Raw genomic sequence first — 20,358 nt, forward strand, 5'->3', positions numbered from 1 at the left:
TATTGCTTTTGAATCTTGGCTCGATCTGTAGTAAAATGAAAGTGCTCTTGCATGGGGATTCTCCTTTCGAATGGCAGGTCGCACTTTCATTCTACAGGAGATCCGCCAGCAAGGGCTATTTTTATGCTTGCTCAAGTTTATCTAGCACCACGGGTAAATATTATACTTTTTTAACTATTGTGTCAACCAACTTCCACCCTTTCGCCCTTGCAGCCCTCAGGAAAACGCCTTGAAAAGCTAATGGCCCTCTATAGTCAGCCAGCGGTGATCCAAACAAGGCGAGGCGACAAAAAGCGCCCCGAAAATCCGGGGCGCTTTTTGTCATGCCGCAGTAGATCCGTTATCCACTTTTTAGAAAAGGGGCGTACTATTGAAAATAATGGCGCACGGCGTTCACGATGGCCGTCGTCACCGCTTCTTGATAACCGTTTGTCGCCACAACCGCAGCGTCCGACCGATTGCTTAAATAGCCGAGCTCAAGCAACACGGACGGCTTCTCGTTTTCTCGCAACACGTAATAGTCGCCAAAGGCGATGCCGCGAAACGGCAATGCGGAAAGTTGCCTGAACAGCCCTTGGAACGATTGCGCCAATTCGTAGTCCGCAAACCGATCGTAATAGTAAATGGTGATGCCGGACGCATCTGGATCAGCGGCGCTGTCGTAATGCAAGCTAATAAACGCGTCCGCCTGATACAGGCGGGCGGCGGCAACACGCGCCGACAGCGGCACATACTCATCGCTAGAGCGCGTCAGCACGACGCGGGCGCCGTAAGATTGCAGCTTGTTTTTCAAAAGCTTGGCGGTTTCCAACGTCAACTCCTTTTCCTTGATGCCATCGACACTTTGGGCCCCGCCGTCTTTGCCTCCGTGGCCAGCGTCAAGAACGATCGTTTTTCCGGCCAGCGCCTGAACAGGACCGCGCGTCCAGCTGTCTACATAAAGGCGGGAGTCGCTAGGCGCGATGGCTGAAAGCAGCGAGCGGTCAGCCGACTGGGGCGCTTCCGCTTCCTTTTCATTGGCTTGTCCACCCTTTACCTGCACATATGCGGATGACACCCACCCATCAAGCCCTGTTTGGGAGGCAATTTTGTACCATCCCGGTTTCTTTTCCACAATCTCGACCTCTTCGCCCCAGACAAGGCGGCCGACGCGCGCTGCCTTCAATGACGGCTCAGCCCGAACGTTGAGCGAACTGGCGTTGACGATTCCGGTTTGATGCGAAATCGATGACTCCCGAGCTGCAGTGAGGTATGCTGAAGACACCCAGCCGATCGCACCGTCTGCGATCACTTCCGTCCATTCCCCATCTTCCTTGATGACCCATACCGTTTCTCCCCGCGCCAAATGCCCGATAATTCGCCCATCTCGGCTCGGCTCTTGTCGAAGGCGGAGTCGGTTTTCTTGCACGATGGCCGTCTCTTTTGCCAACGCGACGTACCGCGCGGCGATCCACCCGGTTCGATTCGGTTTCCACTCGATGTTCACCCATCCATCCTTGACCTCGATCAGCCGATACGCCTCGCCGCGGTGAACGTTCGCCAATGGACGGTATGGCACCCCCGGCCCTTGGCGGACGTTCACCTGATCCGCCGTCACCACCGCCAACTGAGCGGTTTTCCCACTCTCCCCTTTCGCCCCCACCGGCCAAGCAGCCGCAGCCAGCCATAGCAAACAAAACAACAGGGCGAGCCATATTCCTCGCCTCATGCGCATTCCCTCCCCCGTTGTCTCCAATTTGTCTACTATATCGTTCGCGCACAACGGGGAATTTCCTGTCTGTCACTTGGGAAAACCGCTCGACAAAACTAGCGGGGCGGCATCCATCAACCGACAATAGCTCTCCTTTTTCTGCATGATGCCTCTTCACACGACAGCAGCCACAACGCGCAACCCAGTCGAACCATCCAGCTACGGCCGACATACCACCATCGCTTCTCTAACCGATGTCCGAATGGATAAGCCGTCCCCATGAAGAAACACGCAGAAGCGCCAAAAGCGCTCCGTGCTCCAACGGGAGACGGTGTCCTTTGTCGCGCTGGAACCATTCAATGACGCGCATTCCATTGGGAAAACGGTGAATGAACAAGCACCAAAGTGTTTCAAAAAATCCAAAATATTATAAATACTTCATACCCTCTATTTTTTGGTAAAACGTCCGTCTCGCCACTGCTTGTTCGTTGTAAGACAGCGATTCATCCAAAAATCGCTGCACCATTTGCGACAGCTCATATTTTTGGCCAAAAAAGCGGCGCTGGCGCACCCGTTTGATTTCATGATTCTGCTGTTTGTTCATGCAGCACTTCTTATACTTTTTCCTACTTCCACACGGGCATGGGTCATTCCAGCCGATCGACATGCGTCATCCTCCTCTCCCATCTTTCTTTTTTCAATATTTCCATCAATAATGTTTAAATTCTACTATGGACAGGATAAACTACTATTATACAAAACGTTTATCCGAAAGGAGACGAGGGCTATGAACCCCGACAATCTTGCTAAACTGATCGACGAATTGTCTGCCATGTTCCATCCGACAGAGCGGGACCGTCCACACGGCAGATGGGTTAAGGCGCCAAAGAGCACACCCCCCTCCAAACGGCGGCGGTCCAAAACAGCCTACCAGCTGAAAATCACATTAAACGGCATCCGCCCGCCGATTTGGCGGCGCGTCCTTGTTCCCGGACATGCGACATTTCACGAGCTTCATCTCATCATCCAAGAAGCGATGGGATGGGAACAAGCCCATTTATACGAATTCGATTTCGGAAGCGTTCTCATCGGCATCCCTGACGGCTGGGATTCGTTTCAGCTGGAAAAAGAACTGATGGACGCCCGCCGCATCCCATTACAGCAATGGCTGACGGAAGAAAAACAAAAGTTTCTATATATTTACGATTTTGGCGACTACTGGCGCCATACCGTCACTGTTGAAAAGATTGAAACACTCCCAAAACCGTTGGAACGCGCCGCTTGCCTGAAAGGAAAACGGGCGTGCCCTCCCGAGGATTGCGGCGGCGTCTATGGCTACCTGGAGCTGCTGGAAGCGGCGGCGCAAAAAGACTCTCTTGCCGATCCCGAATTGCGCGAGCTGGTAGACTGGATGTACGACATGAAAGGCGAAGATTTTGACCCTGATGCCTTTGACGTCGAGGAAGCGAACGAGCGGCTGGCCTATATCCGATTGTAACGCATGCGAAAGAAGGTATCCGTCATCTCTCAAGGGCACCTTCTTTCGCACCCATCTGTCCTTTGTTGCCTGCTTTGTCCATCGCCTTACAAAAATCCCCGTTCGGCAAACGTCTCCCAGACGAGCTCCTCGAGCTCCTTGCGCAACTCAGCTGCATCGACTCCTTCAAGCAACCCGTCCTTTTTCCATGTTCGGATCGCTTTGTCGATCAAGCGATGGACTTGATCAACGTCCCAGCCCTCGCAATCAAACAACTCCTCAACTTGGTCAAGCCATTCCTCAATCGCACGGTCCAGCTCATCGCCATCCTCCATCCCACCGTCGTCGAACCAGATCTCATCACCGTCATCCCCATCGTCAAAGAGCCACTCATCATCATTCTCGCCCTCATCATCTCCATCATCGAGCAACTCTGTGCGAAATAAAAACAATTCCATCACAGCGGCTTCCACTTCCTCTACAGGAACGCCGTAGTGTTCCGCAACCTTTTCCATATTGACAAATTCTCTTCCAGCCATTTCACTCGCCAAATAACGGAGTGCAGCCGCATACACAGCAGGATTCTTGATGACCGGTTCATCCATTTCGCAATATGCGCGCCAAAGGAACGCAGCCTCGCTGAGCACTAGGGAGGAGGTTGTTTCTTCCTTTTTCTTTAATTCGCGAAAAACATCATCTTGATCTCGATCCCCCCAGTCCTTTTCGCTCAGCAGCTGCCACAACAGCTCATGGACCGCTATTTCAAGCAATTCCGGAAACGACTCGCGCAAAAACACTTCACACGTTTTCATATCCGGATTCCATTCCGCTTGAAGCGCCCGCGCAAGCCGATCCTTCCCGCTCTTTGGAATCGGCAGCACCTTCATGAAGTACGCCCACTCGTCCCCATGTGGAACGAGGCATCCTACTAACACGTCCCCCTCCCTAGCAGACGGAAGCTCCTCCGGCGTCAAAAAACGGACGTACTTTTCTTTTCTGGTCAACAGATCGCGTACAAGGAAACGCCGCTCATCCTCGATATGAATGATCTCGTCAAACGACGGAACCGCCTCGTCCCATCGCTTCAAATGAGTTTGCACTGCTGGACGCCACCGCGTGCGGCGCCGGCTTCTCATATAGGCTGAAAAAATTGTCATCCCTTTGTCATCAACGTGTCTGTGAAAAATCGCCCAGTTCGTCAGCAATAAATTGGCGCTGGTCTCCAGCTCGTTAGGAAGCCCTTGAAATGGAGAACCAGACATCATGAATGCAAGCTCTTCCTCATATCGCTCTAACGCAAACGAAAACACATCTTCCATACATTTGGCCACTTCACGGTCAATTAGAGACTCTATCGGTACTGCTTCTTTCTTCCCACAACAATGCTTGTACGTTTTCCCACTGCCGCATGGACAAAGATTGTTTCGCGATGCCTTCGCCATATAGCTACCTACTTTCTTTGTATCATAGTCATTGAACGTTCTCCCCATCTACGCTAACGCTCGGGCCAGCCAAACACTTTGGGGAGACATTAACGATCAACGTGTGATGGAACTGCTTTCAGCAATACATATCGCAAGCACTTTGGGACTTCCGCCGCTCATGTCGAGAACATCGATTCGCATTCCATTTTTTATGCCTAACCAAAATCCTGGTTCTTCACCAAAAGGTGCCCTTGACTATTTCAAAACATGTCATCGTTCCTTCTCCAAGGAGAAATCAGCCAATCCATGATTTTCATGCCGGTTGACACTCCGCACTCCTAAAGGCGTGGGATTCTTGGATCGTTCGCGTCCTCATCCGTTTCTGGGTAAAACGAGAAAAACCCTGCTTATCAAGCACACGTTGTGGTGATGGACCAAAATCCTAAGAATATGACTGGCTCTTACCATTGGTCTTGCCTGCATAATGGAGAATCATAGAGGCCGAGCCGAGAGAAAAAAGCGCCCCGTCATTCGTCGGGACGCCTACGGACGGCGAATCAAACGGGACAACGAGGCAAGCATGCGCTCTTGAAGCGCAGCCCGTTCTTTCTCCACCTTGTCCGGCCACTCTTTCAGCGCCTGAAGCCACGGCTCCAAGTACGGAGAGAAAGAGGGCGGGTACACGCGGGCAAGATCGCTCATCTTGCCGTTGCGATCCACCACGGCGACGATATACATCCCCTGCAAAAGATGCGGCTCTGCTCGCTCCGGAACGTCCCATGTCACCGTTCGGTTATGGACAAGCCAATCAAGCACCGCCTTCCCCCGTTCCACACGCTTGACGCGGAAAAAGGAGAAATCGACAGAAAGGGGAATAGGCAAGCCAAACAAATGAGCAAGCTGCCAAGCCATCAGTTCCTCATTCGCCTTTCCTCTCTCGCCCCCCCATTCATCCAGCAAAGCGAAGCAATGTTCCAATTCGCTTCTAACATCTTCCAACACGGTGCAAACGACGGTTCGATGCTTCGTTCTATAACGGCGGTCCAGCCAATCGGCCAACTCAAGCAGCATATCGAGCGCTTGGCTCACCGCTTCCCATGGAAGCGAACTCCATCTTGCAGGGATTTGCTCGACGATGCATTGCTTCCAGTCTTCTTCTCCTACGTCCTCCCACGATGAAAACAGCCGCCCGGCCATATATTCACACATGAGCAAAACAACGACCAAACACGCCTCTTTGACTTCTTTTTCTCCGCTCACGACCACTTCGTTATAAAACGCCAATACGTCATCGGTGAAAAACATCCCGTCCCATTCCGTGCGGATCAACAATGTCTCGGTTCTTTCCGGACCAATCCACTTCATTTTCCATAAGTCCGAAAGACGATGTGATGTGCCAAACGGAGATGGGGGCAATCCATAACGGGAGCGAATGTGATTCACTCCGATGAGCACCGGCAAATTTGCCCGTTCTTGCATGTTAAACAAATGGAATTCATACTCTTTCAGCCACTCATCCACTTCCTGCACACGCCCCTCGCGCGCCATTTCGTGAGGGGTTTTTCCATTCCATTTCTCAAGCGGAGTGTGAAGGGCTTTTTCCATTTGAACATCCAATCCGGCCAGCGTCCCCATCCAAGGGGGAGAGTCTGGATCTGAATCAATATGAAACGAAACGTTTTCTATCCCTTTGCGGCGCAAAATGGCTTCTGTCCGCCGTTTTCGTTCTTTTGGGGAATACCCAAACGCCTGCAGCAGCGACACGAGCTGTTCGGCCGTCCCTTCCTCCTCGGTAGACAACACTAGACGCGACCGATGAGCGGATAATGACCCGCCTAATTCAAACACATGAATCGGCTTGGGGGAAATCACTCCGACATAATGGTACACATTGGTGCACCATGAACCTTCCACTTTCTCCCCATCGTCATGATCAATCTGAGCCCGTCCGATCGAAGCGAGCTTCCTCATTGCCTCAGCGGCTTCCTTACATTCGTATTCATACGTCCACCGCGTTCGCTCCTCTTGCACATCGTCCGCTCTCGGAGGATAGCCTGCATCGACGATATCGAGAAAATGTTCAACGGCTACCTTGTCATACGGCCAATCGGTTTGCGTCAACAAGGCGCGAATGTTCTCTTCCGCCCGTTCCACGCCCTTCGGATCAACAATCGATGATACACCGCAAACATAATAGCCGCCGTCAAATGGCTCCAAAAAGGCAAACATGCCGCCCCATGGGCGCACAACCTTCAATGTCTCGCAATACGGCATGAGAAGTTTCTCACCCGTCAGCCGGTCGACCGCCACTCCTCCTTCATCATGCAAATCGACAAATTGCACAAGGCGCGGCACAAGCCGAACCCAGCGGTCCAACATTTCTTTGAGCTCCGGAGACAGACGGCGCCCTTTTTCCTGTTGAAACCATTCAACGCCGCGCAATCCATTCGGATAACGATGGAGGAAAAAACGCCAAAGCGTCTCAAACACCTTCAACTCTTCACGATGATCCTTTTGTTCGATCATTTGGCGAAATATACGGTTGACCGCTTCGCGTTCATCATAAGACAGCGCTTCATCCAAAAACCGCTGCACCATTTGCGACAGCTCATATTTTTGGTCAAAAAAGCGGCGCTGCCGCACCCGCTTGATTTCATGCTCCTGCTGTTTGTTCATGCAACACTTCTTATACTTTTTCCCGCTTCCGCACGGGCACGGGTCATTCCGGCCGATTGCCATGCAAGATCCTCCCTTCTAATCTTTCCTTTTCAAAACGTCGACCAAGATGTTAAAAAACTGGCGGAATCGCGCACAAAGCCGTTTTTTCCCAAGCCTTCATGGATTCGGCCAAAACGATCGTTCTCCGCCGCCTTTTTCGGAGTTTCACCAATGGAGCGCATCCCATTCCCTGTTTTTGCTTATAGAGGGCTTGGGTTGAGCCCAATGATGTTTGAATGACAGAGCCCTTGTGGAACCGGCTTTCCTTTCTGACGAAATGCCGCTGACTTGCGCGCAGCGCCCGTTTTTCTGCCAGCTTCTAGATGAATCGCGTGACGTACTGAGATCGGCCAAGGAAGATGTTGCCGTTTTTCCGCCAGCTTTTAGATGAACCCCCGATCGGTGAAGATCTCCCACGCTACATCGCGGAGTTCTTTACGCAATTCTTTTTCATTCACTTCCTCAAGCAGGCCTTCATTCCTCCACGAACGGATGGCGCGGTCAATATGACGGTTGACTCGCTTCTCGTCCCATCCTTCACGCATCAACATCAGATCGATGTCATCGATCCATTCATTGATGCGCGCATCAAGCTCATCCCCTTCCTCTTCGAACCAGTCTTCCTCCCAGTCATCGAGCCATTCCTCGTCGTCTTCATCATCAACAGCCATCAGGAAAAAATCCAACGCCGCCGATCGCACATCTTCTGGCATCACGTCATACCGATCGGCGATGTCTTCCACCTCCGATCCTTCCGCCTTCATCAAATGCCCAGCCACATAGCGGAGCGCCGCCGCGTAGACGGGGACCGAATAAGGGAGGCGGGATGTTTTTCCGCAATAGATCGCCCATATGGCGAACGCTTGATTGAGCAGCGCCGCTGGCGCCTCCGGCTCGTTTTCATCGAGCTCGCGAATGACGGCCGCTTGTTTCGGATCATCCCATTTGAACTGTTTGGCGAACTGCCAAAGCCACTCCAAGAGCACATCGGAAAGCACAGCGACGAACCGATCGCGCATCCATAAAGCCGATGGCTGACCGCTCCACTCCCCTTCTTGTTGAATCGCCCGAAGCAATCGATCTTTCCCTGACGCCGGGAGCGGAAACACCGCTGTGAAACACGTGAACACGTCTTGGTACGGCACAAGGAAGCCGAACACCACATCTCCTGTTTCGATCACGCTCGGCCATTGATGGGAAGCCAATAAATGAACGATCTTTTCCCCTCCCGTCAACAAATCCCGGACAACGGGGCGATTGTCGTCATCATAGCCGATGAACTCGCCAAGCGACGGAACGGCTCCTTCCCACCTCTCGATGTGCGCCTGAACGGACGGGCGCCACCGCTCCCAATGACGGCTTTTCCGGTAAGCAGAAAAGATCGTTTGTCCTGTTTCATCAACCGGCCAACAAAACAACATCCAGTTCACCGCCATGATCTGCACGCCAAGCTCGAGTTCCTCCGGCATCTCATCAAGCGGGAACTGGTCTAAAAGCTCTTCCGCCTCCCTCTCATACCGCTGCAAAACAAACTGACGCATATCATTCATGCATTCGATCAACTCGCGGTCAATCAATGACGAAATCGAAACCGCCTCTTTTTTTCCGCAACAATGCTTGTACTTTTTCCCGCTTCCGCACGGGCATAACGCGTTCCGCGGCGTTTCCGCCATATTCGATGCACCTGCTTTCTTTTCCATTTGGACTTTTTCTATTCCTATTATACCATCATCGATAGACGTTCAACCATCACCAGCTTTCTTTCTATCAAAACGCGTACACGTTCAAAAGCTCGCAATGTCCTTTCATGCCGGCTCGAGAACAGACGCGTTTTGTCACATTGCCCCTCTTTTTTCGACACGCTGTCACATGCTATAATAGGATGATAAGGAATGGATCGGAAAGGACGGACCGACATGTTGCAGACCACGATCTCCAAACCGCTTTTGCGGCAAGCGGCAGAAGAATTGGTGAAAGAATTGCCGTTTCCTATTTTCCACAATCTCATTCAAAAAGGGCGCGACTTATCAAGAAACGGGTTGGTCTATAACGTCATGGTGATCAACAGCCACGAAGTGGAAGGGGTCGTTTCCGACATCACCCCCCATGATGTCATGCTTGATTTGTCCAACGTCACCCGCCGCCATCGCTGCCCGTGCGGGACGGAAGGGCTGTGTCCACACGTTTTGGCGCTGTTCTTTTATATATACGGCAACGTGTTCGACGTTGGCGAGCTGTTCCGCCTTTGGAAAAAAGGGCAAATCGGCGCGTTGTGGAAAGAATCCGCTGTCCATGAACCAAAAACGCCTGCTCCAAAACGCGCGGGGAAAACGGCAGGCCTTTCGATCACAGCCAATGAAACGGTTGAAGATTGGCGGGGCCAGTTCGAGAAACAGTATGAAGACTTTTTCTCCCGCCATCAAAACGGCCAAAACTGGCCGTACCGTTTAGCCTTCCAGCTGCTCCCGAAACTTGGCAAAAACGAAGGGAAGCAAGCTGGCGCCCGTCCGTTGCGGGAGCTTCATGCCGCCCTCTTTTTGTTGGAAAAGCTTCGGCAGTACGGGGAGGCGCAAGGGTGGAACGACGTCGTATTCGCCTCTTACGGACAGTTTTCCTGGCAGCAGGACGTCAACTATGTCGCCGACCGCGCCTTTGACGCCTTGGAAAAATTGTCTACTCAATCGCTGCCGCGGTCGCTCAACGCGTTGATTGAACAGACGATTCCGTATGTTCGTGATGTACTGTTTTTGGACGGAGGGCTGTCATCATTCGGCTATGACTTTTACACAACCGCGTGGGAATCGCTGTTCACCAAGCCCACATGGCGGCAAGAGGAACGAGCCGAACTCCTTCGGCTCGCCAAAGACCGAGACGACATCCGCGCCGCTATGGCGGCGGCTCATCTTTCCTTTTTGCTTGGCGAAGACGACGAAGCGATGGCGCTTTACCGCGCGTTCCCCGATCAGGCAGGCTTGTTTTTGATTGAATGGATCGGGCGATTCATCACCAACGGCCTCGTCAAGCGGTTTGAATCCGTTTGGGAAAAAGCGAAGGACGATTGGCCGCTTTATCTTTCGCATATACCCGCTCCCATCCGAAGCCGTTTTTTGGACGAAGCGGCGCACTGGTTTGAAATGTACGCCCGGCAACGAAACCGCTCGGACGCATGGGAAGATTTTTTGCAGCGAAGCCTTCCGTACAGCGTCAACGAGTACACCAACTTTTTGTATCGGCAAGGACGCTACCGGGAAGTCGTGGACCTATTCTTATGGGCGAACATCACCGCTGATGAGCTGCATCCGCAGCTGCTCAAAACATTGCAAGCGCGCGGGACGGATCTTGTCATGCCGTTATATCATCGGACCGTGATCAAGCTGCTCAACGAGAAAAACCGGTCAAGCTACCAAAGGGCGGTCCGCCACTTGAAAACGATGCGGGCTCATTACCGCTCGATGAAGCGATTCGATCAATGGGAAGCGTATCTTGAACAGCTGCTCGCCAAAACGGCGCGCCTGCGCGCGTTTCATGAAGAATTAAAGAAAGGAAAACTGCTTCCATGAAGGCATTGGAGACGATTCAGATTTCCTGCAGATGGAATGAAGAGATTCGATGTTTCGAGCTCTCTGGTTCCACCCATCCCTCATCATGGGTTTCGCCTTTATTGGCTTGGCACGAAGAAACCTTTTACGGGACCATGATTGATATCGAAGACGACATCGTGCGGCTGTCGCCGTGGCAAGCGCTCACTCTGTTCGCGTTGCGTCCGCACTCGCGCTTTTCCGTCATCGAATGGGCGGATGAATTCACCGCCCGATTGGAAGAGTGGGCGAGACACATTTGGAATGGGTTGGGGGAACGCCGCTTCCTTCCAGATGCTTCCTTGTGGAAAAGCACAGGCGGCGCATGGAGCGAAGCAGGACGCACCCGCTGGCGCGGCGCGGATGACGATCCCGATCCGTTCGTCGCCACATGGCGGTCGCTTGCGGTCGCCGACTGGCTCTCACGCGACCCGGAACTTCGCGGCATTTGGGGCGAAATCGTTCGCACTTATCCATTGATCGCCTCCCCCAGCGGCCAATGGACCGGAACGGAAGACGATTGGCTGGAACAAATCGGCTGGCTCGGCGACCGGCCGCCGTTTACGGTCGGGCTTCGCCTCGTCGAGCCGCCTGAGGACGGCGACGCATGGACGCTGGAAGCGGTGTTCATCGCCATCGACGACAGCGTCATCGCCTCTGCCCGTGATATTCCGCGCGCCTGGCGCCCATATGAATCATCGATCCAGCGCGCCATTCGCCGCATTTGCGCGATCGTGCCGTGGCTTGACGCCGGGGAGGGTCTGCGGACGGAACTGTCTAATGAAGAAGCGTGGCGTTTTTTGTCCGAAGACAGCTTAAAGCTCACCGAAGCGGGCGTACGCCTCTTGCTTCCCGACTGGTGGCACGACATCCGCCAGGCGCAGCTGTCGATCAAAGCGAAACTGTCGCCTTCCGTCAACGCCGAATCACTGTTCGGCCTTGAGCGGCTCGCTGATTTCGATTGGCGCGTCGCGACCAACGGGATTGAGCTGACGGAAGAGGAGTTTGCCGCTTTGGCGGAACAAAAGCGGCGCCTCATTCGCCTGCGCGGCCAATGGCTCATCCTTGACCCCGCCCTTGTCCGCCGCGCCCAGGCGCTCATGGAAAAGGCGAAAAAAGAAGGCGTGCCGATCCACGATATCGTGGCGCAAACGCTGCTTTCAGAAGCAGAGGAGCGCGAAGAGGCAACGGACGAATCGATCCCGATCCACATTGACGTCCATGATCAGTTCCGCGCGTTCATCCGCCAGCTCCAGCAGCTGGATGGATTGCCGAAAGCGAATGTGCCGCCGTCGTTTCGCGGCACGCTCCGCCCGTACCAGCAGCGCGGCGTCGACTGGCTCGTCTTTTTGCGCCGATTCGGCTTTGGCGCCTGCTTGGCCGATGACATGGGGCTAGGCAAAACGGTGCAGCTGCTTGCTTATTTGGCGCACGTCAAAGAAATCGAACGCCCGGACACGCCGGCGTTGCTCATCTGCCCGACAAGCGTGATCGGCAACTGGCAAAAGGAATGCGCCCGCTTCACCCCAGACTTGCGCGTCTACGTGCACCATGGACCGAACCGGGCGAAAAACGATGCGTTCGTGCAAACGGCAGGCGAGGCCGATCTCGTCATTACGTCTTACAACCTTGCTCATTTGGACCAAGACGATTTAAAACAGATTCATTGGCATGCGATTTGCCTTGATGAAGCGCAAAACATTAAAAACGCGCAAACAAAACAAGCGCGCGCCATCCGCCGCTTGAGCGGAAAACATAAAATCGCCTTATCCGGCACGCCGGTTGAAAACCGTCTCGGCGAACTTTGGAGCATCTTCCATTTCCTCAACCCCGGCTATCTCGGCAGCCGTGCGGAGTTTGAGCGGCGCTTTGCCGGGCCGATTGAAAAAGAAGGAGATGCCCGCAAAAAAGCGGCGCTGCAGGCGCTCATCCGCCCATTTCTCTTGCGGCGGACGAAAACGGATGAAGCGGTTGCGCTCAACTTGCCGGATAAGCTTGAACAAAAAGAATATTGCCCGCTCACGGCCGAACAGGCTGCCTTGTACGAGCAGCTCGTCAACGACACACTCGAACGGGCAAAGGAAGCCAGTCCGTTTGCGCGGCGCGGCTTGATTTTGCAAATGCTAAACGGTGTGAAGCAAATTTGCGACCATCCGGCGCTGTATTTGAAAGAACGCCGACCCCGCCAGCTCGTCGAACGGTCGCACAAACTCGAAAAGCTCATCGAACTGATCGAGCAAATTCGCGCCAACGACGAATCGTGCCTCATCTTCACGCAATATGTGCGAATGGGCGAGATGATCCAAGAACTGCTTTCCGACTTGTTTGATGAGCGGGTGTTGTTTTTGCACGGAGGCGTCCCAAAACAAACGCGCGACCGGATGGTGGATGAGTTCCAAGCGAAAAAAGCGCCGATTTTCCTTTTATCGCTCAAAGCCGGCGGCACCGGGCTCAACTTAACAGCGGCCAACCACGTCATCCATTTCGACCGCTGGTGGAACCCGGCCGTCGAGAACCAGGCGACCGACCGCGCCTACCGCATCGGGCAAACGAAATTCGTCCACGTCCATAAGCTGATCACAACCGGGACGATTGAAGAAAAAATTGACGAGATGCTCGAACAAAAGCAAGCGCTCGCTGATGTGATCACCGAAGGCGAGGCGTGGATCACCGAACTGTCCGATGACGAACTGCGAGACTTGCTCGCCTTATCAGCCGCGGCGAAAGGAGGCGCTTAAGCATGGCGGGAGAAAAGCCAAAGCGCAAGAAAAAAACGGCGGAAAACCCGTGGGAAAAGCTGCTGAAGCGAATGGAGGAGAAAGTGAAAGAGCGGGAAAAGCGGCAAAAGCAACCGTAAAGGAGCATCACGCGGGCGATGAACGTCGCCCCGATCCCGTTGGACACAGAAAAGATCCATGAGCAACCTTTGCCCTTCACCTGGGCATGAAAATGCCCCATCAAGACGCGTGCATTTTCACGGAAACAGCGTGGGAAGAATCCCACGCTGTTCGCTTTTAAGCAGTCCTTTCGAAGACCGTTGAAAAACGACGGATTTGTTCGATTTGGGAGAAGCCGAAAGGGGTCACGCGACGGTGTTGCAAAGTTTTGAACTGAAGAAACGCTGTGAGGAAGCAACATTTCCTCTTTCATCACGATAATGCAAACAAACAAGGTTGAACATCCGCCTGCTCATATAGCCGTTCCTCATTGAGCACATACACCGTCACCGAACAAGTCACGTTTATGTCAAACCGAAGTCCTTCGCACAAGGCAAGAAACCGGCCAAATGCAAAAAAGGACCGGCCGCCAACCTTCCTCATCAAGAGAAGGTCTGTCGCACCGATCCTTTCGCTAAACGGAAGCATACATCCGATCGAGCTCTTGCGCTTCGTATTTCGCAAACGGGTCGATGAGCGAAATTTTTTGCGCTTCCGCATCGCCGACGCCGGCGTACAGCTCGGCGGTGCCGTCGCCTTTGCGGATGAGCCCGCCGCTGAAGACAACGTTCGCCAAATCCGGCCGTTTCGCCGGCCCGTCTAAAAAGTGGGAGCGAAGCGCAAGCAATTCCAGCTCCGAACGCTCCATCGTCTCGGGGTTCAACACGAACACCATCGGGTAGTAATGGCGGTTGCCTTGCTCGTCAAAGCAAGCGATATGGCCGAGCGCCCCAACAAGCCCGTTTGCAAGCAAATGCGCCTCGTTCACGCCGCCCCATTCTTCATCCGTAAATTGGGCATCAAGAATCGGCGCAGCCTCGATCACGTCCGGCGTCAACTCATCGAGCGAGAAAATGCGGGTGAAACCGATTTTCCCGCGGCCGCCTTTTTCCCCTTGCGGTCGGGTAAACACGCCGATCGAGCCATCTTTCAACTCGACGAGGCGAATGTCTTTCATCCCATCCGGCCCTTCGGCGAACTTTTCTAAGCGGCGAATGTTCGGTCCACGGTAAAAGACCGTCCGCCAGCTATGCTCGCCAACAAACACCGGATGCGGAAACGTCTCCACGCCGCCAAACACAAGCTGACCGTGAATGCGCGACACGAACGGGTCTTGCAAGGCGAACACCGGCGCCCCTTCACGAGGGACCCAAACGCCGTCACGCTCGACGAAAAAGTACACTTCCGACTGCTCGCTGTCGCGCGCCTCGACGCGCCCAGCGATCACCCATTCTCCTTCATCCACAAACGGTGCGGAAATATTATAAACGTCTCGGTCCCCAACACCCGCAAAGCGGAGTTTTTCCGGCTCAAACGGCTGTGGGGCCAGGCGGAATTCATCGACTAATACTTGACATGTCTTCAATGTTGGCGATTGGAATAACATGATCATCCCCCCAGGCGTTGCCAAAAACGCCGTATGCATCGCTTTTGGCCATTTTCCCTGAACAGGTTCGAACAGGAAACGCTCTCCAACTTCCTTTCATGCCAGTCCAATCAATCGGACATGGATGGCTGCGCCACCTCCTAGGCTAGGCAAGGAAGTCAATGAAACTGGTTTGTGTGTTATATTATAATATGATATGAAGGATTGTGAAACACGTTATTCTTTGCCAAAAAAAGAAGGGCCAAGCGTCTGTCAAGGCCCTTTTTTTCTTAATTTTTATTTAATATGAATCAACCATTTGGATAAATGACTCGTCGATATCAACGACCACAAATTCCACATCCTCAACCGGCGCGAGCACCTCGCGAAATAACCTAGCCACTCTCGCTTTGTCAAGCCGGCCGACTCCGGTTCCCAAGGCCGGCAGCGCCACCTTCTTGATCCCGTGCTCCCGACAGTGCGCGACAAGCCGCTCAAGACACGACCGGACGATCTCATACGACGTTGCCCCAGCCGGCTGCTTCATCGTCACAAGATGAATCACACCCCGAAACGGCAACGAGCCTGCCCCTGTCACGTACAAATCGCCCGGCTGTGGATCTTGCGCTTGACAGACGCGGATCGCTTCCTCTTCAATCACGCGCCCGCCTGCCCGACAGATCGCCGCTGCCACCCCGCCGCCCATCGGTCCGATGCCGTTGGCGGCATTGCAAATGTACTCGACTCCTTCCACTTTGGTCAGATCGCCGACCATGGCGCGAATCATCCGAACCCCTCCTTAGCGATGTTGCGCAAAAACTCCCTAAGAACAACGGCATGGTTATGCTGCTCGTCTTTGGCGGCATAAAGCAACATCACCGTTCCGGAAAGCGAAAGCAGCTCCGTAACGAGCGCTTGCTTCGTCGTATCAGTCCTCCTGTTCATACGTTCTCGCAAACTCGGCAAACCGCTCTGGCCGATGGCCAAACCATTGCTGGAGGGCAGTCTCTTTCACCAGCGGTCACGGCACGCTTCGACCTTTGACACCGCGGCCAAAGGCGGTCGACGAGAATGCGGATGCCGTCATCCCGTTCCGCTGGAATATCAATTTGCTTTGTTTGGAACACAGGTCCGTTTCTCTACTTTCCTTTACACCTCTACCTCGTCCCAGTTCACTTTCACCGCTAACGAACCGCCCGTTCTCCTCAACATTTTTTCCAGCTTGATCCTATCGGTCGATTTTACATTAGGTGTTCTCACTCGCGTCATGATAATTCGTCCTTCAAACCGGTATCCAGACAACTTCTTGCCTAATTGTTCAACTGTCCGCATGATTTGCCGCACCGCTTCCACGAGATCAGACCCTTTTAATTCGATGAAAAATGCCTGCTCCCCTTCGATCACCAAAAATAAAAAGTCGCATTTTACCCCCTCTTGAATCAAACAACCGTCTACACGGTACAGGGCCACCCTCTTTTCCCCTTTGTTGACAAAACGAATCTCTCTCCCTTTTTCCTTAACAACCGCTAATTTTCGACGGTCGCAATAGTGTAAACAACTTTCCCAACCTACAACCGCCATGTTTACTCCCCCGCTTCCTCTGCCTCCATGAGTTCATCAAGTACGCGGTTGATCGCAGATGATGCTTCATCGATCGCTTCGGCCTGTATGAACTGTAATTCATTATCAATAATGCTTCGATAATGGAATTTCCCTCCTTCACTCTCTAGCATGTAGGCCTTTAACCGCTCTGGAGAAAGGCGCAGCTTTCGGTCCACAATTGGATGCACACGTTGATCCAGTTTGTTTCCGATTTTGGCAGCGTACAAATAAATATTAAAAGCAGACAAAATGTACGGGCTATGAGTCGTAATCACGAGCGTACTATTCGTCACATTCAGCAACAACGCAAATAAGGCAACCATTTCTTTTTGTGCGTTCGGATATAAGTGTGCCTCGGGTTCTTCAATCACCATAAACACTCGCTGCCGTTCCAGAATGATTGTAAATATCAGCAGCAAAATCCAAACGACTTCCTGTTGTCCAGAAGATGAAAATTTCAGTTTTGTATACTCTCTTTCATTAAAAAAAATCCTTTCCCCATAATCAGAGAACATGTATTTCCCTTTCATCACGCCTTCGATCATCTTGATGGCCAGTCGGATTGCCTCAAAGTCAATTTTTTCTGTCGAGAATTTTTTTCGATCTTCGATGATTTCCTCAAACGAATGCGAAAACATCTTCTTTAGTAGATTAATTCGCTCGATAAACTGTTCTGTCAACACATCGAGTTGCTGCGGGTTAATATCCTGAAGCTGATCCGACAATGTGGCAACTAAACTCCTCCCTGCAGGGATAAAAATGGGTGTTTTGGAATCGCCGAATACCTCAGTGATCGCTGCTTTGACCTTTTCTAACACATTTTGTTGACGCACTTTCCACGAGGAGACATTCCAAAAATCATCCAACTGTTGTTCTTCATATTGCATTTCCTTTTTCATCTGCACAACATGTTTAAAATTTTCCTGAATCTCCCGTTTTAGCGGATCGCTGAAATGGATTTGTACATAACCGTCCTTTAAATCAAGACGGACAAACTTTTCAACATCATACTCATAACGAATATGAAACGGTTTCATATGTTTGGTTGTGCCAAAGTACCCAACAAATTTTCTCCGAAGACGTTTATTGAACTCAAAAAATGGGTTGTTTTCTTCCGTTTGACGTACTGAAAGCAAATAGTTTACCCATTCATCAGGAATCGATTGAAAGAAAAAAATCAATTTGCTGATCGTACTTTTTCCGCTCGCTTGGGGGCCAATCAAAACGGTAACATCCGTGATCTCCTCATCAAACAGCTTCACAGGACCAAAATGTTCAATCCGTATGCGCGCCACATCCTACCCTCCTTTTTTGTCTTCATCTTCTGAAAAATTTGATTAGTTGTTCTTCGATCCCTTCGCCTCTGCCACCACCCGCTCCAAAAACGAAAGCAAGTCATCCCGCAGCTCCTCGTTTTGCAAGGCAAACTCAATCGTCGTTTCGATAAAGCCGAGCTTTTCGCCGACATCGTACCGCTTTCCTTCAAATTCATAGGCAAACACGCGCTGAATTTCATTCAACCGCCCGATCGCATCGGTGAGCTGAATCTCCCCGCCTGCGCCGGCTTCCTGTTTCTCTAAAAACAAGAAAATTTCCGGCGTCAACACGTAGCGGCCGACGATCGCCAAGTTCGACGGCGCTGTGCCCGGAGCTGGTTTTTCCACGAAGCGGCGCACTTGGTAGCGCCGGCCTTGCTGCTCGAGCGGGTCGATGATCCCGTAGCGATGCGTTTCTTCCTCCGGCACGCGCTTGACACCAATCACCGAGCTGAACGTTTGTTCATACTGCTCAATGAGCTGTTTTAAACAAGGCTTTTCCGCCTGGACGATATCATCGCCCAACAACACCGCAAACGGCTCGTCTCCAATGAAATTGCGCGCGCACCAAACCGCATGCCCGAGCCCTTTCGGCTCTTTTTGGCGAATGTAGTGGATGTCCACCTTCGACGGCTCTTTCACTTTCTCAAGCAGATCCAGCTTCCCTTTTTGCTTGAGCATCTGTTCCAGCTCAAACGCGTAGTCAAAATGATCCTCAATCGCCCGCTTCCCTTTCCCGGTGACGATAATAATGTCCTCAATGCCTGAGGCGATGGCTTCTTCGACAATATATTGAATCGTCGGCTTATCAACGATCGGAAGCATCTCCTTCGGCATTGCCTTCGTCGCCGGCAGAAACCGCGTCCCAAGCCCGGCCGCCGGAATGATCGCTTTGCGTACTTTTTTCATCTCCGATGGTTCCTCCTCTATCCGATGATCATCTGTTCTTTCGAGTCATGGCCAGTGTCTTTCATTGCCCAGCCGCAAACCGCTCTGCCGACCTGACCGATGAATCGGCGTTGTTTTTATTATACCAAATCCTGTTGAACGGAAAAGAAACGAAACGACGCAATGAGCGTTGAACGCTCTCCCACCTGCGCTCACGGTATGTTCGCGGCAAACCAAAAAAGAAACGCCCGGCCATCCAGGCGTTTCCGTTCTTACACCGCAACGTGCGGGCAACTTCGCTTTCATACTTTCACAAGCGAATCCAAAATCTCGTCCAGCTTCAGCTCGACGCACGCCATCGACGTATCGGCGGCGCCGTAATACATTTTCACAACATCGCCGTCAACAAGCGCCCCGCATGAGAACACGACGCGGCCGAAAAAGCCGTTCACCTCATAATCCGCTTCCGGCTCAACAAGCGGCCGCTCCGAGCGGGCGATAACTTTTGCCGGGTCGTTCAAATCGAGCAGCACCGCCCCCATGCAATAGCGGTGGTCATCCGACGCCCCATGGTACAACTCGAGCCAGCCGTGCTCCGTTTTGATCGGCACCGCCCCGCCGCCGATGCGGGCGCTGTCCCACTTTCCTTCGCGCAGACCGAACAAAAAGCGGTGATTCCCCCAATGAAGCAGATTCTCCGACTCCGCGATCCACACCTCGGGGCGGCCGTTGCTTCGCGGCACTGGGCGATGGAGAGCGTAATATTTGCCGTTGATCTTCTCCGGAAAAATGAGCACATCTTTATTTTCCGGAGCGAAAATCATGCCGTGGTGCGTCACCGTCCGGAAATCCGTTGTGGACACCATCGCCTCGCCGACTCCTTTTGGTGAGACGGCGCTGAAATAAATGTAATACGTGCCGTCAATGTACGTAATGCGCGGATCTTCAATACCAAATGTCTCGAGCTCATTCGATGGATAGACGAACGGGCGGTCGTCGATCGTAAACCGCCGCCCGTCTTGACTCCGGGCGAGGCGCAAATAGGAGAGCGACGTCAAATACAAAAACCGCTCCGCCCCCGCCTCTTTGATCACCCGAGGATCGGAAAAATCATAGCGCGGATCGTCTTTGCGAAATTCGTAAACATCGACCTTCCCCGTCTCTGGGTTCCATACCGGTGCTTTCACGATGTTCGGGTCATCCGACATCGGCCGCTCCGCCACCCGAAGAAGCAGCAACACTTCCCCTTGAAATTTCGCCACCCCAGCGTTAAACGCCCCGATCACTTCAAACCCGTCGTGGTGCGGCGGCACATCGTTCGGTGTAATCAGCGGGTTTTCTTCGTAGCGGTAAAGGTGCATCG

Annotated in this window: 17 protein-coding genes and 1 pseudogene; 4 read left to right on the forward strand and 14 right to left on the reverse strand. The window is 52.7% G+C overall.

Annotated features, from left to right (window positions below):
* Window positions 1-233, forward strand: a 233-nt coding sequence (locus DI44_RS19320) for a hypothetical protein (RefSeq protein ID WP_206741754.1), incomplete at its 5' end; no start/stop codon positions are given.
* A 134-nt stretch (window positions 234-367) separates the two neighbouring features.
* On the opposite strand, the gene DI44_RS00800 is transcribed toward DI44_RS19320, so the two are convergent.
* The 3 genes and pseudogenes from DI44_RS00800 to DI44_RS19760 form a co-directional block, all read right to left on the reverse strand.
* Window positions 368-1,708, reverse strand: coding sequence for an N-acetylmuramoyl-L-alanine amidase (locus DI44_RS00800; protein ID WP_021321450.1), 1,341 nt, complete (start codon window positions 1,706-1,708; stop codon window positions 368-370).
* Between the two features lie 409 nt (window positions 1,709-2,117).
* Window positions 2,118-2,294 carry a hypothetical protein gene (locus tag DI44_RS0117430; RefSeq protein WP_014195142.1) on the reverse strand — a complete coding sequence of 59 codons (177 nt, stop codon included), beginning with the start codon at window positions 2,292-2,294 and terminating at the stop codon, window positions 2,118-2,120.
* 18 nt (window positions 2,295-2,312) lie between these two features.
* Window positions 2,313-2,357 (reverse strand): annotated as a pseudogene (locus DI44_RS19760) (SEC-C metal-binding domain-containing protein); the annotation flags it as partial.
* Window positions 2,358-2,477: 120 nt separating this feature from the next.
* On the opposite strand from DI44_RS19760, the gene DI44_RS00795 reads away from it, so the two are divergent.
* Window positions 2,478-3,188, forward strand: a complete 711-nt coding sequence (locus tag DI44_RS00795; RefSeq protein WP_021321451.1) for a plasmid pRiA4b ORF-3 family protein — start codon at window positions 2,478-2,480, stop codon at window positions 3,186-3,188.
* Window positions 3,189-3,274: 86 nt separating this feature from the next.
* Here DI44_RS00795 and DI44_RS00790 read toward each other — a convergent pair whose 3' ends face one another.
* From DI44_RS00790 to DI44_RS00780, 3 genes are all read right to left on the reverse strand, one after another.
* Entirely contained in the window at window positions 3,275-4,609 is a 1,335-nt protein-coding gene (locus DI44_RS00790) for an SEC-C domain-containing protein (RefSeq protein WP_031205715.1), read from the reverse strand.
* A 525-nt stretch (window positions 4,610-5,134) separates the two neighbouring features.
* Window positions 5,135-7,330: an SEC-C domain-containing protein gene (locus tag DI44_RS00785; RefSeq protein WP_033026521.1), complete on the reverse strand. Its 2,196-nt coding sequence runs from the start codon at window positions 7,328-7,330 to the stop codon at window positions 5,135-5,137.
* Between the two features lie 362 nt (window positions 7,331-7,692).
* Entirely contained in the window at window positions 7,693-9,009 is a 1,317-nt protein-coding gene (locus tag DI44_RS00780; protein WP_050483859.1) for an SEC-C domain-containing protein, read from the reverse strand.
* Between the two features lie 216 nt (window positions 9,010-9,225).
* On the opposite strand from DI44_RS00780, the gene DI44_RS00775 reads away from it, so the two are divergent.
* Window positions 9,226-10,869, forward strand: a complete 1,644-nt coding sequence (locus tag DI44_RS00775) for a hypothetical protein (RefSeq protein ID WP_033012657.1) — start codon at window positions 9,226-9,228, stop codon at window positions 10,867-10,869.
* Window positions 10,866-13,625: a DEAD/DEAH box helicase gene (locus DI44_RS00770; RefSeq protein ID WP_033026526.1), complete on the forward strand. Its 2,760-nt coding sequence runs from the start codon at window positions 10,866-10,868 to the stop codon at window positions 13,623-13,625. The genes DI44_RS00775 and DI44_RS00770 overlap by 4 nt, the downstream gene beginning before the upstream one ends.
* Before the next feature lie 613 nt (window positions 13,626-14,238).
* Here DI44_RS00770 and DI44_RS00765 read toward each other — a convergent pair.
* The 8 genes from DI44_RS00765 to DI44_RS00740 form a co-directional block, all read right to left on the reverse strand.
* Window positions 14,239-15,210, reverse strand: a complete 972-nt coding sequence (locus DI44_RS00765) for a DUF1861 family protein (protein WP_011232734.1) — start codon at window positions 15,208-15,210, stop codon at window positions 14,239-14,241.
* Window positions 15,211-15,490: 280 nt separating this feature from the next.
* Window positions 15,491-15,976, reverse strand: coding sequence for a macro domain-containing protein (locus DI44_RS00760; RefSeq protein ID WP_033026527.1), 486 nt, complete (start codon window positions 15,974-15,976; stop codon window positions 15,491-15,493).
* Window positions 15,973-16,134: a DUF488 family protein gene (locus tag DI44_RS19540; protein WP_122983788.1), complete on the reverse strand. Its 162-nt coding sequence runs from the start codon at window positions 16,132-16,134 to the stop codon at window positions 15,973-15,975. The genes DI44_RS00760 and DI44_RS19540 overlap by 4 nt, the downstream gene beginning before the upstream one ends.
* A complete protein-coding gene (locus DI44_RS19765; RefSeq protein WP_347229981.1) occupies window positions 16,131-16,316 on the reverse strand; it encodes a DUF488 family protein in 186 nt (61 codons plus the stop codon). Before DI44_RS19765 ends, DI44_RS19540 begins: the two co-directional genes overlap by 4 nt.
* A gap of 22 nt (window positions 16,317-16,338) precedes the next feature.
* On the reverse strand, window positions 16,339-16,770 hold the full coding sequence (locus DI44_RS00755; RefSeq protein ID WP_033026530.1) for a hypothetical protein: 432 nt from the start codon (window positions 16,768-16,770) through the stop codon (window positions 16,339-16,341).
* 2 nt (window positions 16,771-16,772) lie between these two features.
* Window positions 16,773-18,086, reverse strand: coding sequence for an AAA family ATPase (locus DI44_RS00750; protein WP_011232738.1), 1,314 nt, complete (start codon window positions 18,084-18,086; stop codon window positions 16,773-16,775).
* Between the two features lie 42 nt (window positions 18,087-18,128).
* Window positions 18,129-19,016 (reverse strand): UTP--glucose-1-phosphate uridylyltransferase GalU, encoded by an 888-nt coding sequence (gene galU / locus DI44_RS00745; RefSeq protein WP_011232739.1) that lies wholly within the window; start codon window positions 19,014-19,016, stop codon window positions 18,129-18,131.
* A 281-nt stretch (window positions 19,017-19,297) separates the two neighbouring features.
* On the reverse strand, window positions 19,298-20,356 hold the full coding sequence (locus DI44_RS00740; RefSeq protein ID WP_011232740.1) for a glycoside hydrolase family 130 protein: 1,059 nt from the start codon (window positions 20,354-20,356) through the stop codon (window positions 19,298-19,300).
* Window positions 20,357-20,358 lie beyond the last annotated feature (2 nt).

Origin of the sequence: Geobacillus sp. CAMR5420 (assembly GCF_000691465.1) — a bacterium.
Taxonomy (GTDB): domain Bacteria; phylum Bacillota; class Bacilli; order Bacillales; family Anoxybacillaceae; genus Geobacillus; species Geobacillus thermoleovorans.

What these genes read in the sequence shown, in the direction of transcription:
- DI44_RS0117430 (WP_014195142.1), bottom strand. Translation starts at nt 2,294, where the DNA reads ATGAACAAACAGCAGAATCATGAAATCAAACGGGTGCGCCAGCGCCGC.
- DI44_RS00800 (WP_021321450.1), bottom strand. Translation starts at nt 1,708, where the DNA reads ATGAGGCGAGGAATATGGCTCGCCCTGTTGTTTTGTTTGCTATGGCTG.
- DI44_RS00795 (WP_021321451.1), top strand. Translation starts at nt 2,478, where the DNA reads ATGAACCCCGACAATCTTGCTAAACTGATCGACGAATTGTCTGCCATG.
- DI44_RS00740 (WP_011232740.1), bottom strand. Translation starts at nt 20,356, where the DNA reads ATGCACCTTTACCGCTACGAAGAAAACCCGCTGATTACACCGAACGAT.
- DI44_RS00760 (WP_033026527.1), bottom strand. Translation starts at nt 15,976, where the DNA reads ATGATTCGCGCCATGGTCGGCGATCTGACCAAAGTGGAAGGAGTCGAG.
- galU (WP_011232739.1), bottom strand. Translation starts at nt 19,016, where the DNA reads ATGAAAAAAGTACGCAAAGCGATCATTCCGGCGGCCGGGCTTGGGACG.
- DI44_RS00780 (WP_050483859.1), bottom strand. Translation starts at nt 9,009, where the DNA reads ATGGAAAAGAAAGCAGGTGCATCGAATATGGCGGAAACGCCGCGGAAC.
- DI44_RS00770 (WP_033026526.1), top strand. Translation starts at nt 10,866, where the DNA reads ATGAAGGCATTGGAGACGATTCAGATTTCCTGCAGATGGAATGAAGAG.
- DI44_RS00755 (WP_033026530.1), bottom strand. Translation starts at nt 16,770, where the DNA reads ATGGCGGTTGTAGGTTGGGAAAGTTGTTTACACTATTGCGACCGTCGA.
- DI44_RS00785 (WP_033026521.1), bottom strand. Translation starts at nt 7,330, where the DNA reads ATGGCAATCGGCCGGAATGACCCGTGCCCGTGCGGAAGCGGGAAAAAG.
- DI44_RS00790 (WP_031205715.1), bottom strand. Translation starts at nt 4,609, where the DNA reads ATGGCGAAGGCATCGCGAAACAATCTTTGTCCATGCGGCAGTGGGAAA.
- DI44_RS00765 (WP_011232734.1), bottom strand. Translation starts at nt 15,210, where the DNA reads ATGTTATTCCAATCGCCAACATTGAAGACATGTCAAGTATTAGTCGAT.
- DI44_RS19540 (WP_122983788.1), bottom strand. Translation starts at nt 16,134, where the DNA reads ATGAACAGGAGGACTGATACGACGAAGCAAGCGCTCGTTACGGAGCTG.
- DI44_RS00775 (WP_033012657.1), top strand. Translation starts at nt 9,226, where the DNA reads ATGTTGCAGACCACGATCTCCAAACCGCTTTTGCGGCAAGCGGCAGAA.